Genomic DNA, 22,792 nt, shown 5'->3' with positions numbered 1-22,792 from the left:
CCTGCGCACCACCGACGGCTACGAGCGGATGCTCTCCTGGGGCAAGGACCTGCTGGAGCGCACCCCCGTCCTCGGCAAGCCGCTCTACGAGTCGCTGCACGGCGCGAAGAAGGGCTTCAAGGACGCCTTCGCCCCGCAGGGCATGTTCGAGGACCTGGGCCTGAAGTACCTCGGCCCCATAGACGGCCACGACATCGCCGCCGTCGAGTCGGCGCTGCGCCGCGCCAAGCGGTTCCACGGACCCGTCCTGGTGCACTGCCGCACCCAGAAGGGGCGCGGCTACCAGCCCGCGCTGGAGGACGAGGCGGACCGTTTCCACTCGGTCGGGGTGATGAACCCGCTCACCTGCCAGCCGCTGTCCCCGTCCGCGGGCCGGTCGTGGACCTCGGTCTTCGGCGACGAGATGCTGCGCATCGGGGCCGAGCGCCCCGATGTGGTGGCGATCACCGCGGCCATGCTGCACCCCGTGGGACTCACGAAGTTCGCCGAGGCCTATCCGGACCGGGTGTGGGACGTGGGCATCGCCGAGCAGCACGCGGCCGTCTCCGCCGCGGGCCTGGCCACGGGCGGACTGCACCCGGTCGTCGCCGTGTACGCGACGTTCCTCAACCGCGCCTTCGACCAGGTGCTGATGGACGTCGCCCTGCACAAGTGCGGCGTGACGTTCGTCCTGGACCGCGCCGGCGTCACCGGCACCGACGGCCCGTCGCACAACGGCATGTGGGACATGTCGGTCCTCCAGGTCGTCCCCGGGCTGCGGATCGCCGCGCCCCGCGACGCCACGCAGCTGCGCGCCCAGCTGCGCGAGGCCGTAGCGGTCGAGGACGCCCCGACGGTGGTGCGCTATCCCAAGGAGAACGTGGGCGAGGACATCCCTGCCGTCGGCCGGATCGGCGGCATGGACGTGCTCGCCGCCCCCGAGGCCCCCGGCGCGGACGTCCTGCTGGTCGGGGTCGGCACCATGGCCCGGGTGGCCCTGGACGCCGCCGATCTGCTGGAGGCGCGCGGCACCACCTGCACCGTCGTCGACCCGCGCTGGGTCAAGCCGGTCGACGAGGCGCTGCCCGGGCTGGCCGGACGGCACCGCCTGGTGGCCGTGATCGAGGACAACAGCCGTACGGGCGGCGTCGGATGGGCCGTCGCCCAGGCCCTGCGCGACGCCGGCACGGACCTGCCCGTACGCACCTTCGGCGTCCCCGAACTGTTCCCGGCCCACGCCAAGCGCTCCGAGGTGCTGGCGGACCTGGGGCTCACCCCGGCCGAGATCGCCGGCCGGATCAGCGCCGCCCTGCCCGGACCGGTGGCAGCCGTGCCGGGGCCGGTGGCGGCGACCGAGGAGAAGAGCAACGCATGACCGACGGGAGAACACCCGGCTTCGACCTCGGCCGGCTGCTGGCCGAGCGCGGCGGGGAAGGGTACGAGCTGCACGCGCGGTACCTGAACCACCAACTGCCCCGCATGCTGCACACGATCGGCTTCGACAAGGTCTACGAGCGGGCCGAGGGCGCGTACTTCTGGGACGCCGACGGCCAGGACTACCTGGACATGCTCGCCGGGTTCGGGGTGATGGGCCTGGGCCGGCACCACCCGGTCGTCCGCAAGGCGCTGCACGACGTCCTCGACGCCTCGCTCGCCGACCTCACCCGCTTCGACTGCCCGCCGCTGCCCGGCCTGCTGGCCGAGAAACTGCTGGCCTACGCCCCGCACCTGGACCGGGTGTTCTTCGGCAACAGCGGCACCGAGGCGGTCGAGACCGCGCTGAAGTTCGCCCGCCGCGCCACGGGCCGGTCCAGGGTGCTGTACTGCACGCACGCCTTCCACGGGCTGACGACGGGCTCGCTGTCCGTCAACGGCGAGGACGGCTTCCGGGACGGCTTCGGCCCGCTGCTGCCCGACACGGCGGTCCCGCTCGGCGACCTGGCGGTGCTGGAACGGGAGTTGAAGCGCGGCGACGTGGCGGGCTTCGTCGTCGAACCGATCCAGGGCAAGGGCGTCCACGCTGCCCCGCCCGGATTCCTGCGCGCCGCACAGGAGTTGCTGCACCGGCACAAGGCGCTGCTCATCGCGGACGAGGTGCAGACCGGCATCGGGCGCACCGGCGACTTCTTCGCCTACCAGCACGAGAGCGGCGTCGAGCCGGACCTGGTGTGTGTGGCCAAGGCCCTCTCCGGGGGCTATGTGCCCGTCGGTGCGACGCTCGGCAAGGACTGGATCTTCAAGAAGGTCTACTCCTCGATGGACCGGGTGCTCGTCCACTCGGCGAGCTTCGGCTCCAACGCCCAGGCCATGGCGGCCGGTCTGGCGGTGCTCTCGGTCATGGAGGACGAGAACATCGTCGCCCGCGCCCGGGAGACCGGGGACGGGCTGCGGAACCGGCTGGCGGCGCTCGTCGACAAGTACGAGCTGCTGCAGGAGGTGCGCGGCCGCGGCCTGATGATCGGCATCGAGTTCGGCCGGCCGAAGTCGATGGCGCTGCGCACCCGTTGGGCGATGCTGCAGGCGGCGCGCAAGGGCCTGTTCGCGCAGATGGTGGTGGCGCCGCTGATGCAGCGGCACAGGATCCTCACCCAGGTCTCCGGCGACCACCTGGAGGTCATCAAGCTGATCCCGCCGCTGATCATCGGGGAGCGGGAGGCGGACCGCTTCGTGGACGCCTTCACGGCGGTCATGGACGACGCCCACAACGGCGGCGGGCTGATGTGGGAGTTCGGCCGCACGCTGGTGAAACAGGCGGTGGCGGGGCACTGACGGGGCCCCGTCAGGGGCGCGGGGGGTGCCCCCAGCGCCCCTTACGGGGCGCCGGGGCGCCGGGGCGCTGTCAGTCCGTGAGCAACCGCTTCTGCAGCAGCTCCCGTGTCGCGGGCGCGAGGCCAAGCCCCTCGGAGAGGTAGCGCTCGGTCGTCCCCCAGGTGTCCTCGATGGCCGTGAACGCCGCCGCCAGGTACTCCGCCCGCGCCTCGAACAGCGGCGAGAGCAACTGCGCCACCTCGGCCTCGGTGGCCGGGTCCACGTCCTGGCGGCGCTTCACCGTGTAGCGGCGGTGCGGGGCGTTCGACTCCAGGTAGTCGGCCTCGACGGCGTCGGCCGGCACCCCGAGCGCGAGCAGGGTCGCCATGACCGACAGGCCCGCGCGGTCCTTGCCGGCCGAGCAGTGCATCAGCGCCGGCACCGCGTCCTGGGCGAGGGTGTGCAGGACGCGGCTGTGCTCGGCGGTGCGGGTGGTGACGATCTCGCGGTACGAGGCGGTCATCCGGCCCGCGGCCTGCCCCGCGGAGAGCGCCTCCCGCAGCCGGTCCAGGCCGCTTTCCCGGACCATCCGCCAGAACTCGCCGCCGTCGGCCGGGTCGCTGAGCGGGAGGTTGACGTTCCGCACGCCCGGCAGCGCGATGTCCGCGCCCTCCAGCTCGATGTCCGCGGCGTTGCGGAAGTCGAAGACCGTGTGCAGCCCCAGGGAGCCGAGGAACTCGGCGTCCTCCGCGGTGGCGCGGGCGAGGTGGCCGCTGCGGAAGAGCACGCCGGGCCGGATCCGCCGCCCGTCGGCGGCCGGCAGCCCGCCCAGGTCACGGAAGTTGCGGACACCCGCCAGGACGGGTTCGGTGTGCGGGACGTACGGGGTCTGCGTCACGGGCGCTCCTCAGATGTCGGCTCCGGGCCCGCCGATCGTATTCCCGTGGTGCCGGTTTTTGTCGGGGTGGGATACATCACGGCACGTCAACCCCTGGTTACGGTGGCGTAGGTCACTCCGAAAGGTGAAAGATGCACTGACGTGGCAGACGATTCGAAATCCTTCAGCAAGAGCGCGATCGGGTCGTACGCAGCAGTCGGGGACAGCTTCACCGAGGGCGTCGGGGACCCGGGGCCCGACGGCACCTTCGTCGGATGGGCCGACCGACTCGCCGTACTTCTCTCAGACCAGCAGGAAGAACACACCTTCCGGTACGCCAACCTCGCCGTCCGCGGCCGTCTCCTGGACCAGATCGTGGAGGAGCAGGTCCCCCGGGCCAAGGAGCTCGGCCCCGACCTCGTCACCTTCTGCGCCGGGGGCAACGACATCCTGCGGCCCGGCGGCGACCCCGACGACGTGGCCGAGCGCTACGAGGCGGCCGTGGCCCAGCTCGCCTCCTCCGTCGGCACGGTGCTGCTGTGCACCGGCTTCGACACCCGGGGCATGCCGGTGTTCCGGCACCTGCGGGGCAAGATCGCGACGTACACCGCCCATGTGCGGGCCATCGCCGACCGGCACGGCTGCCCGGTGCTCGACCTGTGGTCGCTGCGCTCGGTGCAGGACCGGCGCGCCTGGAGCGAGGACCGCCTGCACCTCTCCGCCGACGGTCACACCCGGGTGGCCCTGCGCGCCGCCCAGGTGCTCGGCCTGGAGGTGCCGGCCGACCCGGACCAGCCGTGGCCCGCGGAGGAGGAGCGCTCGGCCGCCGATGTGCGCCGGGACAACATCCACTGGGCGCGCGAGCACCTGGTGCCCTGGATCGGGCGCCGGCTGCGGGGGGTGTCCTCGGGCGACCATGTGGAGCCGAAGCGGCCGGATCTGCTGCCGCTTTGAATCGTCGTGCCCCGTAAGTCGTGCCCCGTAAGGGGTGCGGGGAACTGCGCGACCAGCCACGACGCGCCCGCAGTCGAAGTCCCGGGGCTTCGCCCCGGATCCCGGGTGGTGGTCGACTGCAGGCCGACGGTGGCTGAGCGCGCAGTTCCCCGCGCCCCTACGGGGCGCACCGGTGCGGCAGGTCGGCCCAGACGACGCGGCCCCGGCCGCTGTCGTCCGGCCGGACCCCCCAGGCCTGTGACAGCGCGCCCACCAGCAGCAGCCCGCGCCCGCTCTCCTCGTCCGTCCCGCTGCACCGCATCCTCGGCTCGGTCGGGGCGTGCCCCTGGTCCGTGACCTCTATGCGCAGCGCCGCGCCGCTGACCCGCAGCTGACAGCCGACCTTGTCGCTGTCGGTGTGCCGCACGGCGTTGGTGAACAGCTCCGACACCACCAATTGGGCGTCGTCGCACGCCATTTCGTCGATGCCCCACTCCTGCAGCCGGGCGAGGACGCGTCGTCGCGCCTCCGCCACCGAGGTGTTGAGGGCCGGAAAGTGGAATGCGTCCTGCAGGCGGCCGGCAAGGGAGCTGCCGCGGCGCCCGAGCAAGGGTGCGTCAGGGGAGGGGGCCACTCCGTAACTATGTGCGATGCGTGTCATCTGTGGCAAGGTTCAATCTGTAAATTGCAGAATCGCAAAGACAGTCTGTCGACTCCGGGCGGCCGCGTGGCAGACTGCTGGCATATGACGGCAGTTGGAGGGGGTGGACAGTGGCGGAGTCGCGTGCTGCAGGCGCGCCGACCGTCCTGCGGGTCGTCCTCGGCAAGCGGCTGCAGGAGCTGCGCGAAAAGGCCGGACTCTCCTTCGAGGAGGCGGGCCGTGCCCTCGACGTCACCCACGCCACGGTCCGCAGAATGGAAAAGGCCGAGGTCGGGCTGAAGATCCCCTATGTCGAGAAGCTTCTCGGCCTGTACGGGATCACGGACCGGGAGGAGGTCGAGGGCTTCGTCGCCCTCGCCCGCGAGGCCAACCGCCCCGGCTGGTGGCACCGTTTCCGCGATGTCCTGCCCGAGTGGTTCAGCGCTTTCGTCTCCTTGGAGGGAGAGGCCAATCTCATCCGGGCGTACGAACCGCATTACGTGCCCGGCCTGTTGCAGACCGAGGACTACGCCCGCGCCGTGCTCCGCGCCGGCATGCCGCATGCCCCCGACGCCGACGTCGAGCGCGCCGTGGCCGTCCGCCGCGAGCGCCAGGGCCTGCTCCTCCGGGAGAAGGCGCCGCTGCTGTGGGTCGTCATGGACGAGACCGTGCTGCGCCGCCCCATCGGCGGCCCGGACGTCATGCGCGCCCAGGTCGACCGCCTGATCGAGGCCACCGAACTGCCCGCCGTACGGCTGCAGATCATGCCCTTCGCCGCCGGGCCGCATCCGGCGATGTACGGGCCCTTCCACATCTTCCGGTTCCCGATCCAGGAGCTCCCGGACATCGCCTGCGCCGAAAACCTCGTCGGTGCCTCGTACTTCGACCAGCGCGAGGATGTCTCGGCCTTCCTGGAGGCACTGGACCGGATGTGCGCGCAGGCCGCGCCGCCCCACACCACCAAGGCCATCCTGGGTGGCATTCGTAAGGAGATCTGAACCATGGATCCGGACCGCGTCTACAACGGCATGCCTGCCGCCGACCTCGGCACCGAGGGCTGGAGCAAGCCGTGGAGCGGCGGCAACGGGGGCAGCTGCGTCGAGGCGATGCGGCTGGTGGACGGCAGGGTGGCCCTGAGACAGTCGACGGACCCCGAAGGGCCCGCCCTGATCTACACCCGTCACGAGATGGAGACCTTCATCCGGGGGGCGAAGGCCGGCCAGGCCGACTTCCTGCTCGCCGGTACACCGCAAGGGAGCCCGGCATGACCGAGCACGGCGTGGAGGGCCTGGGCGACTACGGCCCGGGGGTGACCGAACTGGGCTTCCCCGTCACGGAGATCGACACCAGCAGACCGCACCCGGCCCGGATGTACGACTACTACCTCGACGGCTGGGACAACTACGAGGTCGACCGCATCGCCGCCGAGCGCGTCATCGAGGCCCACCCGCAGGTGAGGCTCTCCGCCCGCGCCAACCGGGCCTTCATGCAGCGGGCCGTGCGGGACGCGGTGCGCGGCGGCATCCGCCAGATCATCGACATCGGCACCGGGATCCCCACGTCCCCCAACACCCACGAGGTGGCACGGGAGGTGGCGGAGGGCGTCCGCGTCGCCTATGTCGACAACGACCCGATCGTGGCCACCCATGCCGGGGCCAAGCTGACCGACGCGGGCAATGCGGGCAATGCGGGGTTCGCTCTCGCGGACGTCCGCGAGCCCGAAACGATCCTGCAGCACCCGGTCGTCCGCGAACTGATCGACTTCTCCGAGCCGGTGGCGCTGCTGCTCGTCGCCGTCCTGCACTTCGTCAAGGACGAGGAGGACCCGGCCGGCATCGTCGCCACCCTCGGCGCCGCATTCCCCGCGGGCAGCCGGCTCGTCCTGTCGCACGCCACGGAGGAGCCCTATGAGGGGTACGAGCCGGGGCGGGTGGACACGGCGGCGCGGGACGGCGTCGTGAACGTCTACAAGAACGCCACCGCCGCGCTCACCCTGCGCGGGCGCGCCGAAGTCGAGCCGCTCTTCGGGGAGTTCGCGCTCCTCGAACCGGGCCTGGTCCGGGTGCCGTTGTGGCGCCCTGACGGTCCGGTGCCCGGTGCGGAGGAGCTCAACAGCACCATTTTCTACGGGGGCGTGGGGGTCAAGGCCTGAGCGGGCGCGCGGGGATGTCGCAGCTGTCCTTGAATCCCTGCGTGCTCAGCCCCAGCGCCGAGTTGAAGCGCGAGCGCTGGTTCTCCACCGCCACCATCATGGTCAGCTCCACGAGCGCCGCGTCCCCGAGCCGCCCGCGCAGCCGCTCCACCAGCCCGTCCCCGACGGCGGGCGGGGTGGCGGACATGGCCTCGGCGTACTCCAGGACGTCGCGCTCCAGCGGCGTGTAGACGTCGCTGTCGCGCCAGCGCGGCACGTCCTGCAGTTTCTCGTGGGGGACGCCGTGATTGCGGCTCGCCCAGTAGCCGAAGTCCGTGCACCAGGAGCAGCCGATGGCCACCGCCGACGCCAGCACGGCGAGATCCTTCAGCCCCGGGTCGAGCTTGTTCCAGCGGGCCAGCGACAGCTCGAAGCGGGAGGCGGCGAAGAGGACCCTGCGGTGGCGCGCGTACGCCATCAGCGGGTCGAGGACCTTGCCGTAGGTGCGCCGGCTGTACCAGCGCAGGACGCGGTTGAGGGGAGTGGAGGGAAGATCGAGGGGGATACGGGCCATGTCCGGTGCCTCCTTGGCGGTGTGTGGTGTGTGCGCTGTGGGTACGACGGACGGGCCGGCCCGGGGTGTGACATCCCCGAGTCCTACGCTGGCCGCATGGACGGTGAACTGTTCCCGCGGCCCCGGGCCGAGGTCGCGCCGGGGGCCGTGCACGTCCCCGGCTGGCTGGACATGTCCGCCCAGCGCCGCCTGCTGGACGCCTGCCGCGCGTGGGCCGCGCCGCCCGCCGGCCTGCGCACGGTGCGCATGCCCGCCGGCGGCGAGATGTCGGTGCGCTCGGTGTGCCTGGGCTGGCACTGGTTCCCCTACGGCTACGCCCGCACCGTCGTCGACGGCGACGGTGCGCCCGTGAAGCCGTTCCCGGAATGGCTCGGCGAGCTGGCCCGGGACGCCGTGGCCGACGCGTACGGGGATGCGTACGGGCAGGAGCAGGGCACCGAGCCCTACGACATCGCACTCGTGAACTTCTACGACGGCAAGGCCAGGATGGGCATGCACCGCGACAGCGACGAGAAGTCCGGTGCCCCCGTGGTCTCCCTCAGCCTCGGCGACGCCTGCGTGTTCCGGTTCGGGAACGTGAGCGACCGCGGCCGCCCCTGGACGGACGTGGAGCTGCGCAGCGGCGACCTGTTCGTGTTCGGCGGCCCGTCCCGGCTCGCCCACCACGGCGTTCCCCGCACCTTCCCCGGCACGGCCCCGCCCGCCCTCGGCCTCGACGGGCGGCTGAACGTCACCCTGCGGGTGAGCGGCCTGATAATGGGGTGACCTGCCTTCCGCCCCTTCCTGGAGGTGCCGTGACCGGCTCCCGCCCGCCCCGTTCACCGCTCGACGCCCTGCGCCCGGCCGCCTTCGGGGCGGATCCGGCGGGGGAGCGGATGGCGCGCATCCGGCGGTCGCCGCACTTCGCGGACGGGGTGTTCACCAACCCGGCCGGGGCGGCCCGGCCGTCGTCGCGCTCGATGCTCGCCTTCCTGCCCACCTACTTCCGCAAGGAGGAGCGCGTCCGCCGGGCCCCGGCGCACGCCGTGCCCGTCCACCCCACGACCGTCGCCGACCTGGCGGTGCCCGCCGCCTCCGGCCTGCGGCTGACCTGGATGGGCCACTCCAGCGTGCTGGCCGAGATCGACGGGGGCCGCGTGCTGTTCGACCCGGTGTGGTCCGAGCGCTGCTCACCCTTCGCCTTCGCAGGCCCCCGCCGGCTGCACCCGGTGCCGGTACCGCTGGCCGAGACGGGCCCGCTGGACGCGGTGGTGATCTCCCACGACCACTACGACCACCTGGACATGCCGACGGTCCGCGCCCTGGCCCGCACCGGCGCCGCCTTCGTCGTCCCGCTCGGCGTCGGCGCACACCTGGAGCACTGGGGCGTCCCGTCCGACCGCATCACCGAACTCGACTGGCACGAGTCGACCCGCATCGGCACCCTCACCTTCACCGCCACCCCCGCCCGCCACTTCTGCGGCCGCGCCCTGCGCAACACCCAGCACACGCTGTGGGCTTCATGGGTCGTGGCCGGCCCGGAACACCGCATCTTCCACAGCGGCGACACCGGCTACTTCCCCGGCTTCGCGGACATCGGCACCGAGTTCGGGCCGTTCGACGCCACGATGGTGCAGATCGGTGCGTACAGCGAATTCTGGCCGGACATCCACATGACGCCCGAGGAGGGCGTCCGCGCCCACGCCGACCTGCAACGCGGCGCCCCGGAGGCGGGCGTGCTGCTGCCCATCCACTGGGGGACGTTCAACCTCGCCCCGCATCCCTGGGAGGAGCCGGCCGAGGGGACCGTGGCCGCCGCCCGGCGCAGGGGGGCGCGGGTGGCCGTGCCGCGGCCCGGGGAGCCGTTCGAGCCGGTCAACGGGCTGCCGCTGCAGGCGTGGTGGCGTGCGGCGGCGGTTCCGCCGGAGGGCGGGTGGGCCCCGCTCGCCGTGCCCACGACGGGCGAGGCCGAGGTCGTTCTCCAGGCGTAGGGCGGGACTTGGGAGGGGTGTCGGGAGTGGCGCGTTCTCATGGGTAACTCCTGACACCCCTTGTCACGCAAGCAGGCCTTCCGTTTCAATGCCCGGCAGTAGTTAGGAAACTTTCCTAACTTTCCTGACAAGCCACCGGGAAACGGAGATCCGCATGCTCGCGAGCACGTGGAAGAAGACCACCCCCATCGCCCTGTTCGGTGCTGCCGTCGTCCTCCCCGCCTCCCTCGCCCTCGGCGGCGTGGGCCAGGCGGTCGCGGCGGAGCACGGGCTCCAGGACGCCTCCGCCACCGCCCTGATACGCGCCCAGGGTGCCGGGCTCGACGACCCGCACAAGAAGGACATCGCCATGCAGCTGGTGTCCAGCGCGGAGAACTCCTCGCTCAAGTGGCGGGACCAGTTCAAGTACATCGACGACATCAAGGACGGCCGCGGCTTCACCGGCGGCATCATCGGCTTCACCTCGGGCACCGGTGACATGCTCGAACTCGTCGAGCGCTACACCAAGCAGAAGCCCGACAACCTGCTCGCCAAGTACCTTCCCGCCCTGCGCAAGGTCAACGGCAGCGACTCCACCTCCGGTCTGGGCAGCGCCTACAAGGCCGCCTGGAAGAAGGCCGCCCTGGAGGACGAGACCTTCCGGGACTGTCAGGAGGCCGAACGCGACCGGGTCTACTTCAACCCCGCCGTCGACCAGGCCAGGAAGGACGGCCTGCGCACGCTCGGCCAGTTCGTCTACTACGACGCGATCGTCATGCACGGCCCCGGCAACAGCAAGGACAGCTTCGGCGACATCCGCAAGCACGCCCTGGCCAAGGCCAAGACCCCGGCCCAGGGCGGCGACGAGAAGACCTACCTCAACGCCTTCCTCGACGCCCGCAAGACGGCCATGAAGCACGAGGAGGCGCACAGCGACACCAGCCGCGTCGACACCGAGCAGCGCGTCTTCCTCGACAACGGCAACTTCGAGCTGCAGCCGCCGCTGAAGTGGAAGGTGTACGGGGACTCGTACGAGATCAACGAGTGACGGATGTACGTCCCCGGCCGCCCGCCTGCGTATCCCGCAGGCGGGCGGTTTGCATGGATCCCTCAGTGCAGCTCCATGTCGCAGCACGAGTCCCGGCGCAGCTGGTGCCCCACCGCCTCCCAGCCGCCGTGCGGATGCGGCTGCTGCGCCGCCGGTGCCAGCGCGTGCTCGTACGCCCCGACCAACTCCCGCTGCTCGTACAGCACTCCGCCGCGCAGCACCGACGGCGTCCGCACGAGCACGTCGAAGTCGTCGAACGGGTCGCCGTCGACCACCGTGGCATCCGCGAGCTTCCCCGCCTCCAGCGTGCCCAGGTCCCGCTCCGCACCGTACGCCCGCGCCGCCAGCAGCGTCGCCGTGCTCAGTGCCTGGGCGGGCGACAGGCCGTAGCGGTGCAGGGCCCGCAGGCCCATGTGCAGCGAGAGGCCGACGGGCACCAGCGGGGCGTCCGTGCCGAGGGCGACGATCCCACCGCCGGCCAGGACCCGGCGGTAGACCTCGACCTCCCGGCCCAGCGCGCCCAGTTCGGCGTCCGTGGGCGCGCGGCCCGCCGTCTTCCGCACCAGGTCGACGTCCCACGGCGGCATCAGCTGCGTCACCCGCGGATCCTCCGCGAGCGCCGGGTCGCTGCCCACCAGCGGCACCGAGGTGAAGATGGTCGCGACCATGTGGAAGTTCATGTTCCGGGCGGTGTAGATGTCCACCAGGTCCTCGTACGAGCGGCCGGTCGCCGTCGTGGCGTGCCCGAATTCCAGCCGTTGTGTGGCCTGCAGATGGGTCGTCAGGTCCTGGCCCAGCTGCACGCCCGGCGTGCACAGATGGCTGCCGCTGCGCACCCCCAGCCGCTCGTGCGCGAATCGTGCCGCCTCCTCCATGATCCAACCAGGCGCACGGACATAGGACTTCACGAAGTCCCAGTCCAGCGCCGTCGCACGCGACAGCGAGCGGTGCAGCCCCTCGCGGGTGCGGTGCGCGCGGCCCATGCTGTACGCGACGCGCGGACCGTCCAGCAGCTCACCCGTGGCCAGCAGCCGCGGCCCCGCCAGCGCGCCGGCCGCCACCGCCTCGCGGATCCGGGCCTGCTCGTAGGCGAAGCCACCGAGCGAGACGGCGGTGGTGATGCCGTACGCCAGCTGCAGCGCGGTCTGACGGCCGCCGTAGGTGTACTGCCAGGGGTGCGTGTGCGCGTCCCAGAGCCCCGGGATCACCGTCTGCCCGGACGCGTCGACCGTGCGCACGGCGGGGCGGCGCGCCCGGTGCGGCTCGACGGCGGCGATGCGGCCGTTGCGGATCACCAGGTCGACGTCCTCGCGGACCGCCGACCCCGTACCGTCCCAGAGCCGCCCCGCGTGCACGACCGTGTCGGCGGGGGCGGGCCGCCGGTAGTCGAGCCCGACGGGGAGTGTACGGACGGACCCGTCGGCGGTGTCGAGCAGCCGCAGCCGCCCGGCCGAGAGGTAGAGGATCTTCCGGGAGTCCGCGGACCAGGAAGGATGGTCGGCGGCCTCCTCCGTCAGCTGCCGCGGCGCACCGTCCGGCGTGCCGTCCGGCCGCACGGGCAGCAGCCACAGCGCCGACTCGACGATCACCGCCATCGAGCGGCCGTCGGGCGACCAGACGGGCCCGGAGTCGTAGCGGTCGGAGACGGAGGCGTGCGGGGCGACCGCGTGCAGCCGGGCGGTGCCGGTCGTGGTGTCGACGACCCTGATCAGGTTGTAGCCCTCGCGGAAGCGCTGGTTGAGCCGGTTGCGGTCGCACAGCGCCACGAAGCGCCCGTCCGGCGACCAGCTCGGCCGCCCCGGCAGCCCGCCCGCACCCATCGGCGCCGCGAGCACCCGCTCCGTACCGGCCGCCAGCTCCCGGACGATCAGATTGCCGGAGAGGTCCAGGCACGCGAGCCGGGTGCCGTCCGGGGAGAGCGCCGGGTGGACGCGCCCGCCGCCCGCGAGCACGGTCTCCGTGCCGGAGGCCAGGTCGCGGCGGCGCACGGCGAGCAGCCCGTCACGGTCGTCGGCGTAGATCAGCGACTTGCCGTCGCGCGACCAGGAGGGTTCGAGGATGTAGCGGGTCGGGTCGGCCTGCACGATCTTGCGCGGCCGGATGGCCGCGGTCGCCTTGCCGCCCGAAATGTCCGCCACCCAGAGGGCGTTGAGCGCGGCGAAGGCCACCTGCCGGGCGTCCGGCGACAGCGCGGGCAGATGCACGGAACGGACCCGGCTCACGCCGCTCGTGGCGAAGTCGTACTGCTTCACCTTGTACCGCGGCCGGTCGACGGGCAGCTCGGCGGCGAAGGGAATCGTGGTGCGGTCCGTTCCCGGTGCGGACGGCCGCAGGACGGTGAACTGCCCGCCGACGGTGATCAGCAGCTCGTCGCGCGAGATCCAGCGCGGCGGGACGGGCTCCACGTCCCCGTCGAGCGGCACGGCCTCCCCGTCCACGACCAGCGTGCACGTGGCGGCGGGCGCGGGCGTGGTGCGCAGACAGGCCAGCCGCCCGGCGGGGGACAGGGCGGGCGTCATCAGCTGCGCCGTCGTCGTATCCGTGTGCTCGGTACGGACCGGGCCCGCGCCGTCGGCCGGCACGGACGCCACCGTGTGCGCCTCCAGCGGGCCGCCGGGGGCCGCGACCCGGCCGCGTACGAACCACAGCCGCTTGCCGTCGGGCGACCAGACGGGGTCGAAGTCCTCCCAGGCCCCGTCCTGCCCCGGTCCCTCCTGCCCGGACAGCCCGGTGACCTGGTGCAGCGCACCGCTCCGGACATCCACGGTCCAGATCCGGTACGGGCTGCCCGCGACCGGGTCGCCCGCGCGCTCCGAGGCGAAGGCGATGCGGGTGCCGTCCGGCGACCAGGACGGCCCGCGGTCGTCCCAGGGCCCGTCGGTGAGCCGGTGCAGCCCCGACCCGTCGGGACGCAGCGTCCAGATGTGGAAGCCGCCACCCCGGTATGCACAGACCGCGAGCAGCCGCCCGTCAGGGGAGTGCACCGGCCGGGTGGGCTCCAGGTCGGGCGGGGTGATGGCGACGGCGTCGCCGCCCTTGCGGGGAATGGACCACAGGACGTTCTGCACCTCGGCGACCAGCCGGTCGCCGGAGGGGGCGAGGGAGGCGGAGCCGTTGGTGGCGGCGGTGAAGGAGAGGGTGGGGGTGCCTGTGGTGCCCGGGGTGCCCGGGGTGGCGGTGACGGCCGCCACCGCGTCCGTGGGCAGCGCGGCAGCGGCACCGGCCACCGCGGCGGTACCGGCGGCCGCCTGCAGGAATCTGCGCCGGGACAGGGGAGACGATTCGGTGCCGGTGGAGCCGGTGGTGTCCAACAGTCCTCCTGCGGCAGGGGAGTTGCGATCGGCGAACCCCTGATGGTGGCATGGGGGACTGGTCCAAGGTCAACACCGCGGGGCGCGGTTGATCAGGGCGGGGCGGGAAGGGGCCGGCGTCGATTTATTCGAATACGCGCTCGAATGTGAGGGTTGTGCCGTGCCCCTGCGGTCCCGACCGCAAACGGTGCGCGACCACCACCTGAAGTGCGGTATTGTTCTCGTGCGCGGTCGGCAGGGGCGAAAGCCCGGGCCGGACAAGCACCGGGACGTGGCGCAGTTTGGTAGCGCACTTGACTGGGGGTCAAGGGGTCGTGGGTTCAAATCCCGCCGTCCCGACACGTGAGAACGCCCTCTGATCTGGGAGAAACCCCAGATCAGAGGGCGTTTGTCGTTCTCTGGGTTCGATGTTCACCTGATGCGATGTCAGGCGCCCGGGCCCGCTTGGGGGCCACGCCAACGGCGGACAGGGCTTCTGGAGACCTCGCACGCCCCCGTTGATCCACCCGCCCGCGTCGCCGCATGTGTTCGAAGCCATACCCAGCGTGGCACTGGTCTTCTGACGGGCAGTAGCCTAAGGCGCCCGGGGAGCGGGTCGGCTGACCCGAGGGAGGGCGAGGGGTGGCGGAGGACAGGCGGGTTCCGGTCCTGGTCGGGCGGCGGCGGGAGACGGAGTTGCTGACCGCGGCGCTGGTCCAGGCGGTGGACGGCGCGAGCGGCTCCACGGTGCTGTTGCGCGGTGACCCCGGAGTCGGCAAGAGCGCGCTGCTGGCCTGGGCGGAACGCGCGGCCCGCGAGCGTGGATTCACCGTCCTGCGCGCGGTCGGCACGGAGGCGGAGACGGATCTCGCGTTCGGAGCCCTTCACCAGGCATTCTGGGCGCTGCTCTCGCGGTCCGGCACCCTGTCCGCGCACCAGCGGGACGCCCTGGAGAGCGCGTTCGGCGTCCGCTCCGGGACTCCCAGCGGCTTCGCGGTCGGCACCGCCGCCCTGGCGCTGCTGGAGGAGGTGGTGCGGACCGCACCCGTGCTGCTGCTCCTGGACGACCTGCACTGGATCGACTCGTCGAGCGCGACCGTCTTCGCCTTCCTCCACCGGCGCTGTGCCGAGCTGCCGGTGGTGATCGTCGGAGCGACCCGCCCGGACGGGCCGGCCGCTCGGACGTGGTCGGCCGGAGCCGTCGATGTGCAGGCCCTGCACCAGGCGGACGCGGCCCTGCTGCTGGGCACTTGCTACCCCGAACTCGCGGCGCCCGCCAGGGACCGGGTCCTCGCCGAGGCGGCCGGGAACCCCCTGGCGCTGGTGGAACTGCCGCGCCAACTCGCGGCCGGCCAGCAGCGGGGAACCGCTCCGCTGCCGGAGCGGCTGCCCCTGGGCCGGAAGCTGGAGCGGATGTTCGCCGAGCGGCTGGGAGAGGTGACACCGGAGGTCGGCCGCGTCCTCCTGCTCGGAGCGCTGGCCACCGGCCCGGACTTCAGCGACGGCGGCTGGCTGCGCGCCGTCGCGGACGAGAACGCGCGGGAGGCCCTGGAACGCATCGAGGCCGACGGACTGGCCCGACTCGATCCGGCCGGGCACCTGGTGTTCCGGCACCCCCTGGTCCGCGCCGCCGTCGTCTCCGCGGCCTCCGACACCGCGCGCCGCGAGGCTCACCGGGCCCTGTCCGAAGCCCTCGCGCCGGACGACCCCCGGCGGCTGGCCCACGAGGCGGCCGCCGCGCTGCTGCCCGACGAGGAACTTGCACACCGTCTCCAGGAGGCCGGCCGCGACCTCACCCGTCGCGGCGGCGACGCGGAGGGCGCGCTCCTGCTCGAACGCGCCGCCGCCCTCAGCCCCAGCTCCTGCGACCGCGCCCGAAGACTCATCTGGGCAGCGGTGATGTCCGCCCACGGCGGGCAACTGCGCCACACCGCGGCCCTGGTGGAGGAACTGAAGGCCAGCACGGTCCCGGAGGGCGTCGCCGCGCTGTTCGCGTACGCGGTGGTCTACGCCGACCAGAGCCACCACGTCGACTTCGCGTCCTCCGCCGCACTGCTGCCCACGGCCCTCGACACGCTGACCGCACCGGGCGCCGACACCTTCGGCGGGCTGGTCGAACAGACCTACTTCAAACTGCTCCTGGCCGCGAGCTACACGGACGACCCCTGGGCCTGGCGGGCCCTGGAACGGCACCGCGAGAACGTCTCCGAGGCGGGCCGGCTGTGTCTGCGAGCCTGGACCGACCCGGGCCCGGACACGGCCACCGCGCTCCGGGAGGTGGCCGGGCGACTGACCGAGGAACAGGAGGCAGGCGCGGCCTGGCTCCTGCTGTGGACCGCCTCCGCGCTCGACTGCCCCGAGGGCGATCTGTGGCAGCGCTTCACCGGGCCGCACGGCTACGCCACCCAAGGCTCGGTCGCGAAGGCCAAGTGCCACCAGGACTTCCTGCTCGGACACTGGGAGCAGGCGGCCGTCTGCCTGCGCGAGGCCGAGATCGCGGACGAACTCGGCTACCACACCAACGCCCTGATGTTCCGCCAGTACTACGCCCACTTCCTGGCCGGCCGGGGCGACGAGGCCGGATTACGGGAGATCGAACAGGCGATCAGGCCGGCCGCCACCCGCGCCCGGATGCGGTACGTGCTCGACCGCCTGACCCACCTGCGCGGCCTGGCCGCGCTCGCCCACCAGCGCTACGAGGAGGCCTACGCGCACTTCTGCGAGATCACCCCGCCCGGGCGGCTGCCGGGCGGCCCGCCCTGGCACCACGCGCTGGTCTTCGACCTGGTGACGGCCGCCGTGCACACCGGTCGGCACGAGGAGGCACGGGCCCACCTCGCGGCCGGGCGCACGGCACGCTCCGCGGAGATCTCCGGCCGGCACGCCTTCCTGTACGCGGCCGCCACCGCCCTGGCCGCCACCGAAGACGAAGCCGACGACGCCTACCGTGCCGCGTACGCCGTCCCGGGCGCCGAACGGTGGGTGTTCGACCTCGCCCGGCTGCGGCTCGCCCACGGCTCGTGGCTGCGCCGCCGCCACCGGCCCGGAGCCCGGGAGCCGCTGCGCGCGGCCCACCACACCTTCCGCCGCCTCCAGGCCGCCCCCTGGGCCCGGCGCTGCGAGGAGGAGCTGCGGGCCACCGGCGAGTCCGTGACCCTGCCGCCGGACGGACCGGCCGAGGGACCGTCCGGCCTGACCGGCCAGGAACTGCGCATCGCCCGGCTGGCCGCGACCGGTCTGACCAACAAGGAAATAGGCCGACGGCTCCAGCTGTCGCCCCGCACCGTCGGGGCCCACCTCTACAAGGTCTTCCCCAAGCTCGGCATCACCTCGCGCGCCGCCCTCGCCCACGCCCTCGACGGCACCTGACCTGCCGCGACGCCCACCGCCCGAACGCGACGGTCAGATGACCTAACGACCCGCGGCGCCCGCGCCCCAGGCTGAGAGCGCAGGACTTCGGCGGAAGGGCGATCAGATGGGCATGCGGGTGACGACCTCCTCGGTCGCGGACGACGAGAAGGCGGACTTCTGGAGCGGGGTGGTGTCGCGGACACTGGTACCGGTGGAAGTGCGCCCGCTCACCGGCCGGCCGTTCGACGGGCTGGTGGAGTCGCACCGGCTCGGGTACGTGCGGATCTCCACGCTGGAGGCCGACGCCGCCCGGCTCTCCCGAACGGCGGCGCTGATCGCCCGGGCACCGCTGAGCGAACCGCAGATCGGCGTCGGCCTCCAGGTGTCGGGCCGGGCCGTCCTGGAACAGGACGGGCGCCGCGCCGAGGTGCCGCCGGGCGGGCTCGTCCTCTACGACACGGCGCGCCCGTACACCGTCGACTGTCCGGAGCGGTTCCGCACCCACCTGTTCCACCTGCCGCGCCGGCTGCTCGGCGTGCCGGAACGCGACCTGCGGCACGCGTCGGCGATGGCTATCGGCCCCGCGGAGGGCTACGGATCGGTGCTCCTGCCGTTCCTCGGTGTCCTGGCCGCCTCCGCGCACTCCTGCCCGGCCCCGGTCGGCGACCGGCTGGCCGGCAGCGTCGCCGACCTGTTCAGCGCACTGATCGCCCAGCTGTCCCGCGCCAGAGCGGCGCACGAGCCGGGCACCCCGAACGAGCACCTGGTCCACAGGGTGCGGGAGTACATCGACCACCACCTGGGAGATCCGGGACTGTCGCCCGAGAGGATCGCACGTGCCCACCACATCTCCGTGCGCTACCTGCACCGGCTGTTCGAGGGCGCGGGAGTGACGGTGAGCCGGCTGATCCAGCAGCTCCGGCTGGACGCGTGCGCCCGCGAGCTGGCCCGGCGCGGCCGTACCACGCCGACGGTGTCGGCCGTCGCCCAGCGCTGGGGCTTCATCGATCCGGCGCACTTCAGCCGGGCCTTCCGCGCCGCGTACGGCGTCCCGCCGCGTGAGTGGCGCTCGCGCCGGAACGACGGTGCCGGCCGACGAGCCGCCGGACCGACCGCCGAGGGGCACGACGACCTTCCCGTGCCCTGCCCGATATCGAGAGACCGGACCGGCCGGTCCGGTCGACAGCCGTTTGAGGAGCACTGATGTCCGTCGTCCTCGACACCGCCGAGGTGCCGTCCGCCGACCGCGCCGAGTACTGGCACGAGGCCGTCTCCCACACCTTCATCCCGCTGGACGTGGCCCTGCTGGAAGACGCGCCCGCCCCTGCGACGATCACCAGCCACCGGATGGGCGCCTTACAGGTCTCCGTGGTGCGGGCCGGCCCGCAACGGGTCGAGAGAGGCGCGGGCCTGATCGCCCGCGGCGGGGAGGACCATCTGACGCTGGCGCTCCAGCACCGCGGTACCGCCCGGCTGGTCCAGGACGGCCACGAGGTGGATCTGCGCCCGGGCACCTTCGCGATTTCCGACGCCGGGCGGCCGTTCGCCAAGGAACTGCCGGAGTCCTTCGTCTTCACGGCCTTCCACTGGCCGCGGCCGGCCGTGGGGGTCTCGGAGGAGGACCTGCGGGTGCTCACCGCGACGGCCTTCGACTCGGGCGACGACACCGCCCGGCTGGTGGCCGCCTACCTGGAGTGCCTCTCGCGGTCGGCCGACTCGATGGAGCCGCAGCAGGCTTCCCGGCTCGCCATCACGGCGCTCGACCTGCTCGCGGTGCTCGCCCACGAGCGCCGCGGTCGCTCCGGCCCGGAGGTACCCGAGGCCGCCCTGGCCACCCTGGCCCGGGTGAAGGACCACATCCTGTGCCACCTCGGGGACCCGGACCTCTCGCCGGAGCGGATCGCCGCGGCCCATCACGTGTCGGTGCGGTACCTGCACAAGCTCTTCCGCTTCGAGGGGATGACGGTGGCCCGCTGGATCCAGCGCCGACGGCTGGAGGTGTGCCGCCGTGAACTCGTCCGCCCGACGGCGGGCCGGGTGACCGTGGCGGCGGTCGCGGGCCGCTGGGGGTTCGTGAACGCCAGTCACTTCAGCCGGGCGTTCCGTGCCGCGTACGGGGTCTCCCCGCGCGAATGGCAGGCCCATGCGGGAACGGGCCCGACGCCGCACCCGGTGCGGCGGCCGGCAGCGGCAGCCGCACCGGGCTCGGCGTACGGCGTCGCGGTGTGAGCCCGGTGGCGGGCAGGGCGACCGGGTACCCGTCACAGCTCACCGGTCGGTGTGGATCTCCGCGATGTAGCCACCCGGGAAGCGCACCGTCGCGCTGTCCCGGCCACCCGCCGAAACAGGACCCCACAGCACCGACGCGCCGGCGTCCTTCGCCCGCTTCAGTGTGGCGCCGAGGTCCGGCACGCCGTAGCCGGTGAGCTCCCGGCCGAAGGGGTGCGGCAGGTGGCCATCCGTCACGGCGATCGTCGTGGTGCCGAATCCGGAGGTGAGCCGCAGCAGCCGGTACGTCGTGCCGGGCAGCCCGATCGTGGTGCCGTCGGCCCGGCGGTCGTCGGAGACGACGCGGCCCTGGGTGAAGGCGAGGTAGCTGCGCAGGAAGGCGCCCACTGCGTCGGGTGACAGGTAGAGCCGGCTCTCGGGGACGCTCGCCAGGCCGGGATAGGACGGCGGGGTGGTGTGCACATAGAGCTGGGCGTTGATCCCGCCGGGGAACTGTACGACGGCGTCCCGCCCGATCGGGTCGGCGAACGGCGCCACGGTCACGGCCGCGCCGTCGGCCCGGGCGGCGCGGACCGCCTGGTCGAGGTCGGTCACCAGCCAGCCGGTGCGCTCGGTGCCGAACGGGTGGGGGACGGGCGTGGTGTAGTCGAACACCGACAGCGTGCCCACCGGGGAGAGGATCAGCTCGGAGAGCGTCCGGCTGGGCGTGGGCGTCACCTGGGTGGCGTTCGGCCCGATCGTGGTCCCGCCGAAGGTGGCCACCCAACTGGCCGCGAACGCCTGCTCCGTGCCCGGTTCGACGTAGACGTGGGTGGAGTCGTACTGGGGCCCGACGGCGAACTGCCGGTGCGAGCCCGGTGGTCGTGGCTGGGTGCCCTGGGCCACCGAGGCGGTGGGGAGCGCCGTCAGGGCGGCGATCGCCGTCACCAACGGGACCAGCCGTCGGACGAAGCGTCGTTTCATCGGGGGACCTTCCGGTCGTCGTGTGCGCCTCGGCGGCGTCCGCCTGTACGGGGACGCCGGGCGCCTGGTTGTCGTCGGTGCCGCTCAGGTAGTCGGCGGGGCCCAGTGGGCGTCCGGGGCCGAGACCCGGCGGGCGGTCAGCGCGGTGGCCAGGAGCAGCAGCGCGGCCAGGGCCAGGGCGGTGGCCGGCCGGCCGTGCAGGATCAGCGCCGCTCCCGCGAGGCCGCCGAGCAGCATCGCCAGCGCGGAGAGGATCCGGCGCCCCGGGCGTGGTGCCGTGCCCCCGGCCGCCGTCGAGTCGGCGGCGAGGCCGGTCAGGGTGAGGGTGAGCACGGTGGTCGTCAGGTCGGGTACGCCGAGTCGCCGGGCCACGGCGTTCTGGAGGCCCATGCCCAGGCCCAGCAGGACGATCAGGGAGTAGCGGGCGCCTCCGTCCGCGGCCGCAGCGGTGACGGCCGCCACGGCCAGCAGGACTGTCTGGACGCCGGCGGCCAGGGCCAGCAGACGCCCGCGGTGGGCCGCCGTCCGGCTGCCGAACCGCCCGCCCACCAGCGCGCCGGCCAGGAAGGAGGCCAGCGAGACGAGCGAGGCCACGGCCGACAGCCCCGGGGCCCCGGCCAGGGCGAACCCCAGGAAGACCACGTTGCCGGTCATGTTCGCCACGAACACGTGCCCGAGGCCGAGGTAGCTCACCGCGTCCACCACGCCGGTGGCCACCGTCAGCAGCAGCATCAGCGGCGGCAGCGGGCCGTGCCGGTCCGTGCGCCGGGGGACCAGGGTTCGCAGGGCGTCAGTCAGCAGGGCGCGCACAGTCCGCCGCCTCCCCCCGCGCAGGTGGGCGGCGGAGGACCGCCCGGGTGAGCAGCCCGCTGGCCGGGCCGAGTACGGCGGCCGCGACCGACAGCCCGAGCGGCCAGGCGGTCAGGCCGACGGCGTGGTCGACGGACCACCGGCCCGGGCCGGTGAGGGCGAGCGCCCCCGCGACGACGACCAGCACCAGCGGGTACTCGTAGCCGTCGTCCTGTACCCGGAGCCCGTGCGGCAGCTTGACGGTGATCGCCACCGTCATCACGCCCATGGCGACCATGGCCGCCGCCGGTGTGAGCGCGCCCAGGGCCAGGAACAGCCCGGACCCGACCTGCCCGGTGCCCGCGGCGAGGGCGGTGAGCGGCCCGCCGCGGAAGCCGTCGCGCCGGAATTCCTCCGTCCCGCCGGCGAGGCCGTCGCCCCCCAGGCGGTGGCTCACCTTCTGCACCCCGTGGCCGGCGATGAGCAGGCCCACCACCACCCGGAGGATCAGCAGTCCGGTATCCATCGTGTCCTGTCTTGTCCCTGGTCCCTGTTCCGACAACGGCGTTCCGGTACGGCGCCGGTGGTGGGGCTCAGCCCGCGGCGTGTTCGCCGATGACGGCCTGGGCGTAGACGACCCCCAGGCCGTACGCGTCGGCGTGCTCCTTGACGATCTCCGTGACGGCGCCGTAGGTCTCCGTCCGCGCCCAGTCGCGCTGGAGCTCCAGCAGCACCTGGAGCCAGGTGACCGGGACCGCGCCGGCCTGCGCCATCCGCTGGACGGCGTGCTCGTGGGCCTTCGGGGAGACGCCGCCGGAGGCGTCGGCGACGACGTAGACCTCGTAGCCCTGGCTGATCATGGAGAGGACCGGCAGGACCAGGCAGACCTCGGTCCACAGGCCGGCTATGACGATCTTGCCGCGTCCGGTGGCCTTGACCGCCTCGACGACCGCCTCGTCCTCCCAGGCGTTCATCGAGGTGCGGTCGAGGATCTCGGCCTTCGGGAAGACCGCCGCCAGCTGCGGCAGCAGCGGGCCGGAGAAGGACTCGGAGGCCACGGTGGTCAGCACCGTGGGCACGTCGAAGGCCTTGGCGGCCTTGGCGAGGCCGACAGTGGCGTTGATGATCGCGGTGCGGTCGCCGCTGCCGGTGCCGAAGAACATCTGCGGCTGGTGGTCCACGAACAGCATCACGGCGTTGTCGGGCGTGAGCAGGTCCGGGCTCGGGGTGGCGCTGACCTGGGTGAAGTCGACCATGACGGGTTCCTTTCGGTTCTTTTGGGTTCTCATCG

The 22,792-nt window shown here is 72.9% G+C and carries 20 protein-coding genes and 1 tRNA gene; 13 read left to right on the top strand and 8 right to left on the bottom strand.

Annotated features, from left to right (window positions below):
- A partial coding sequence (locus HG542_RS28315; RefSeq protein WP_171086322.1) for a transketolase C-terminal domain-containing protein occupies positions 1-1,354 on the top strand: 1,354 nt, incomplete at its 5' end.
- Entirely contained in the window at positions 1,351-2,748 is a 1,398-nt protein-coding gene (locus HG542_RS28310; RefSeq protein WP_171086321.1) for an aspartate aminotransferase family protein, read from the top strand. The genes HG542_RS28315 and HG542_RS28310, both read left to right, overlap by 4 nt.
- Before the next feature lie 70 nt (positions 2,749-2,818).
- Here the strand turns inward: HG542_RS28310 and HG542_RS28305 are convergent, their stop codons facing one another.
- A complete protein-coding gene (locus HG542_RS28305) occupies positions 2,819-3,625 on the bottom strand; it encodes a tyrosine-protein phosphatase (protein WP_171086320.1) in 807 nt (268 codons plus the stop codon).
- A gap of 141 nt (positions 3,626-3,766) precedes the next feature.
- On the opposite strand from HG542_RS28305, the gene HG542_RS28300 reads away from it, so the two are divergent.
- A complete protein-coding gene (locus tag HG542_RS28300; RefSeq protein WP_171086318.1) occupies positions 3,767-4,558 on the top strand; it encodes an SGNH/GDSL hydrolase family protein in 792 nt (263 codons plus the stop codon).
- 157 nt (positions 4,559-4,715) lie between these two features.
- Here HG542_RS28300 and HG542_RS28295 read toward each other — a convergent pair whose 3' ends face one another.
- On the bottom strand, positions 4,716-5,171 hold the full coding sequence (locus tag HG542_RS28295) for an ATP-binding protein (protein WP_229922632.1): 456 nt from the start codon (positions 5,169-5,171) through the stop codon (positions 4,716-4,718).
- Positions 5,172-5,308: 137 nt separating this feature from the next.
- Here HG542_RS28295 and HG542_RS28290 point away from each other — a divergent pair, with 137 nt between their 5' ends.
- The 3 genes from HG542_RS28290 to HG542_RS28280 are packed head-to-tail and all read left to right on the top strand — an operon-like array spanning position 5,309 to position 7,329.
- Positions 5,309-6,175 (top strand): Sco1979 family transcriptional regulator, encoded by an 867-nt coding sequence (locus HG542_RS28290; protein ID WP_171086314.1) that lies wholly within the window; start codon positions 5,309-5,311, stop codon positions 6,173-6,175.
- A 3-nt stretch (positions 6,176-6,178) separates the two neighbouring features.
- Positions 6,179-6,445: a DUF397 domain-containing protein gene (locus HG542_RS28285; protein ID WP_171086312.1), complete on the top strand. Its 267-nt coding sequence runs from the start codon at positions 6,179-6,181 to the stop codon at positions 6,443-6,445.
- Positions 6,442-7,329 (top strand): SAM-dependent methyltransferase, encoded by an 888-nt coding sequence (locus tag HG542_RS28280; RefSeq protein ID WP_171086310.1) that lies wholly within the window; start codon positions 6,442-6,444, stop codon positions 7,327-7,329. Before HG542_RS28285 ends, HG542_RS28280 begins: the two co-directional genes overlap by 4 nt.
- On the opposite strand, the gene HG542_RS28275 is transcribed toward HG542_RS28280, so the two are convergent.
- Positions 7,319-7,882, bottom strand: coding sequence for a carboxymuconolactone decarboxylase family protein (locus tag HG542_RS28275; RefSeq protein ID WP_171086308.1), 564 nt, complete (start codon positions 7,880-7,882; stop codon positions 7,319-7,321). The two genes, HG542_RS28280 and HG542_RS28275, sit on opposite strands and share 11 nt — an antisense overlap.
- A 96-nt stretch (positions 7,883-7,978) precedes the next feature.
- Between HG542_RS28275 and HG542_RS28270 the strand changes: the two genes are divergently transcribed.
- The 3 genes from HG542_RS28270 to HG542_RS28260 all read left to right on the top strand — a co-directional run bounded on the left by HG542_RS28270 (position 7,979) and on the right by HG542_RS28260 (position 10,879).
- Positions 7,979-8,647 carry an alpha-ketoglutarate-dependent dioxygenase AlkB family protein gene (locus HG542_RS28270; protein WP_171086307.1) on the top strand — a complete coding sequence of 223 codons (669 nt, stop codon included), beginning with the start codon at positions 7,979-7,981 and terminating at the stop codon, positions 8,645-8,647.
- 29 nt (positions 8,648-8,676) lie between these two features.
- Entirely contained in the window at positions 8,677-9,852 is a 1,176-nt protein-coding gene (locus tag HG542_RS28265; protein WP_171086306.1) for an MBL fold metallo-hydrolase, read from the top strand.
- Between the two features lie 154 nt (positions 9,853-10,006).
- Complete coding sequence (locus HG542_RS28260; protein ID WP_171086305.1) at positions 10,007-10,879, top strand: chitosanase; 873 nt, start codon at positions 10,007-10,009, stop codon at positions 10,877-10,879.
- A 62-nt stretch (positions 10,880-10,941) separates the two neighbouring features.
- On the opposite strand, the gene HG542_RS28255 is transcribed toward HG542_RS28260, so the two are convergent.
- Positions 10,942-14,190, bottom strand: coding sequence for an amidohydrolase family protein (locus tag HG542_RS28255; RefSeq protein ID WP_171086304.1), 3,249 nt, complete (start codon positions 14,188-14,190; stop codon positions 10,942-10,944).
- A 265-nt stretch (positions 14,191-14,455) separates the two neighbouring features.
- On the opposite strand from HG542_RS28255, the gene HG542_RS28250 reads away from it, so the two are divergent.
- From HG542_RS28250 to HG542_RS28235, 4 genes are all read left to right on the top strand, one after another.
- A tRNA-Pro gene (locus HG542_RS28250) sits at positions 14,456-14,529 on the top strand.
- 282 nt (positions 14,530-14,811) lie between these two features.
- Positions 14,812-17,538 (top strand): BREX system ATP-binding domain-containing protein, encoded by a 2,727-nt coding sequence (locus tag HG542_RS28245; RefSeq protein ID WP_171086302.1) that lies wholly within the window; start codon positions 14,812-14,814, stop codon positions 17,536-17,538.
- Between the two features lie 106 nt (positions 17,539-17,644).
- A complete protein-coding gene (locus tag HG542_RS28240; RefSeq protein ID WP_171086300.1) occupies positions 17,645-18,724 on the top strand; it encodes an AraC-like ligand-binding domain-containing protein in 1,080 nt (359 codons plus the stop codon).
- A complete protein-coding gene (locus tag HG542_RS28235) occupies positions 18,724-19,749 on the top strand; it encodes a helix-turn-helix domain-containing protein (protein ID WP_171086298.1) in 1,026 nt (341 codons plus the stop codon). The genes HG542_RS28240 and HG542_RS28235 overlap by 1 nt, the downstream gene beginning before the upstream one ends.
- Before the next feature lie 39 nt (positions 19,750-19,788).
- Here HG542_RS28235 and HG542_RS28230 read toward each other — a convergent pair whose 3' ends face one another.
- The 4 genes from HG542_RS28230 to HG542_RS28215 form a co-directional block, all read right to left on the bottom strand.
- Positions 19,789-20,712 (bottom strand): VOC family protein, encoded by a 924-nt coding sequence (locus HG542_RS28230; RefSeq protein WP_171086296.1) that lies wholly within the window; start codon positions 20,710-20,712, stop codon positions 19,789-19,791.
- A gap of 84 nt (positions 20,713-20,796) precedes the next feature.
- On the bottom strand, positions 20,797-21,522 hold the full coding sequence (locus HG542_RS28225) for a YoaK family protein (RefSeq protein WP_171086294.1): 726 nt from the start codon (positions 21,520-21,522) through the stop codon (positions 20,797-20,799).
- Positions 21,503-22,027 (bottom strand): DoxX family protein, encoded by a 525-nt coding sequence (locus HG542_RS28220; RefSeq protein WP_171086292.1) that lies wholly within the window; start codon positions 22,025-22,027, stop codon positions 21,503-21,505. The genes HG542_RS28225 and HG542_RS28220 overlap by 20 nt, the downstream gene beginning before the upstream one ends.
- A 67-nt stretch (positions 22,028-22,094) precedes the next feature.
- Complete coding sequence (locus HG542_RS28215; RefSeq protein ID WP_171086290.1) at positions 22,095-22,757, bottom strand: hydrolase; 663 nt, start codon at positions 22,755-22,757, stop codon at positions 22,095-22,097.
- Between the last annotated feature and the right edge of the window lie 35 nt (positions 22,758-22,792).

This window comes from Streptomyces morookaense (assembly GCF_013030945.1).
GTDB lineage: Bacteria > Actinomycetota > Actinomycetes > Streptomycetales > Streptomycetaceae > Streptomyces > Streptomyces morookaensis.
Note: the sequence above shows the minus strand (reverse complement) of the source record. Positions and strands in the feature narration are given on the sequence as shown.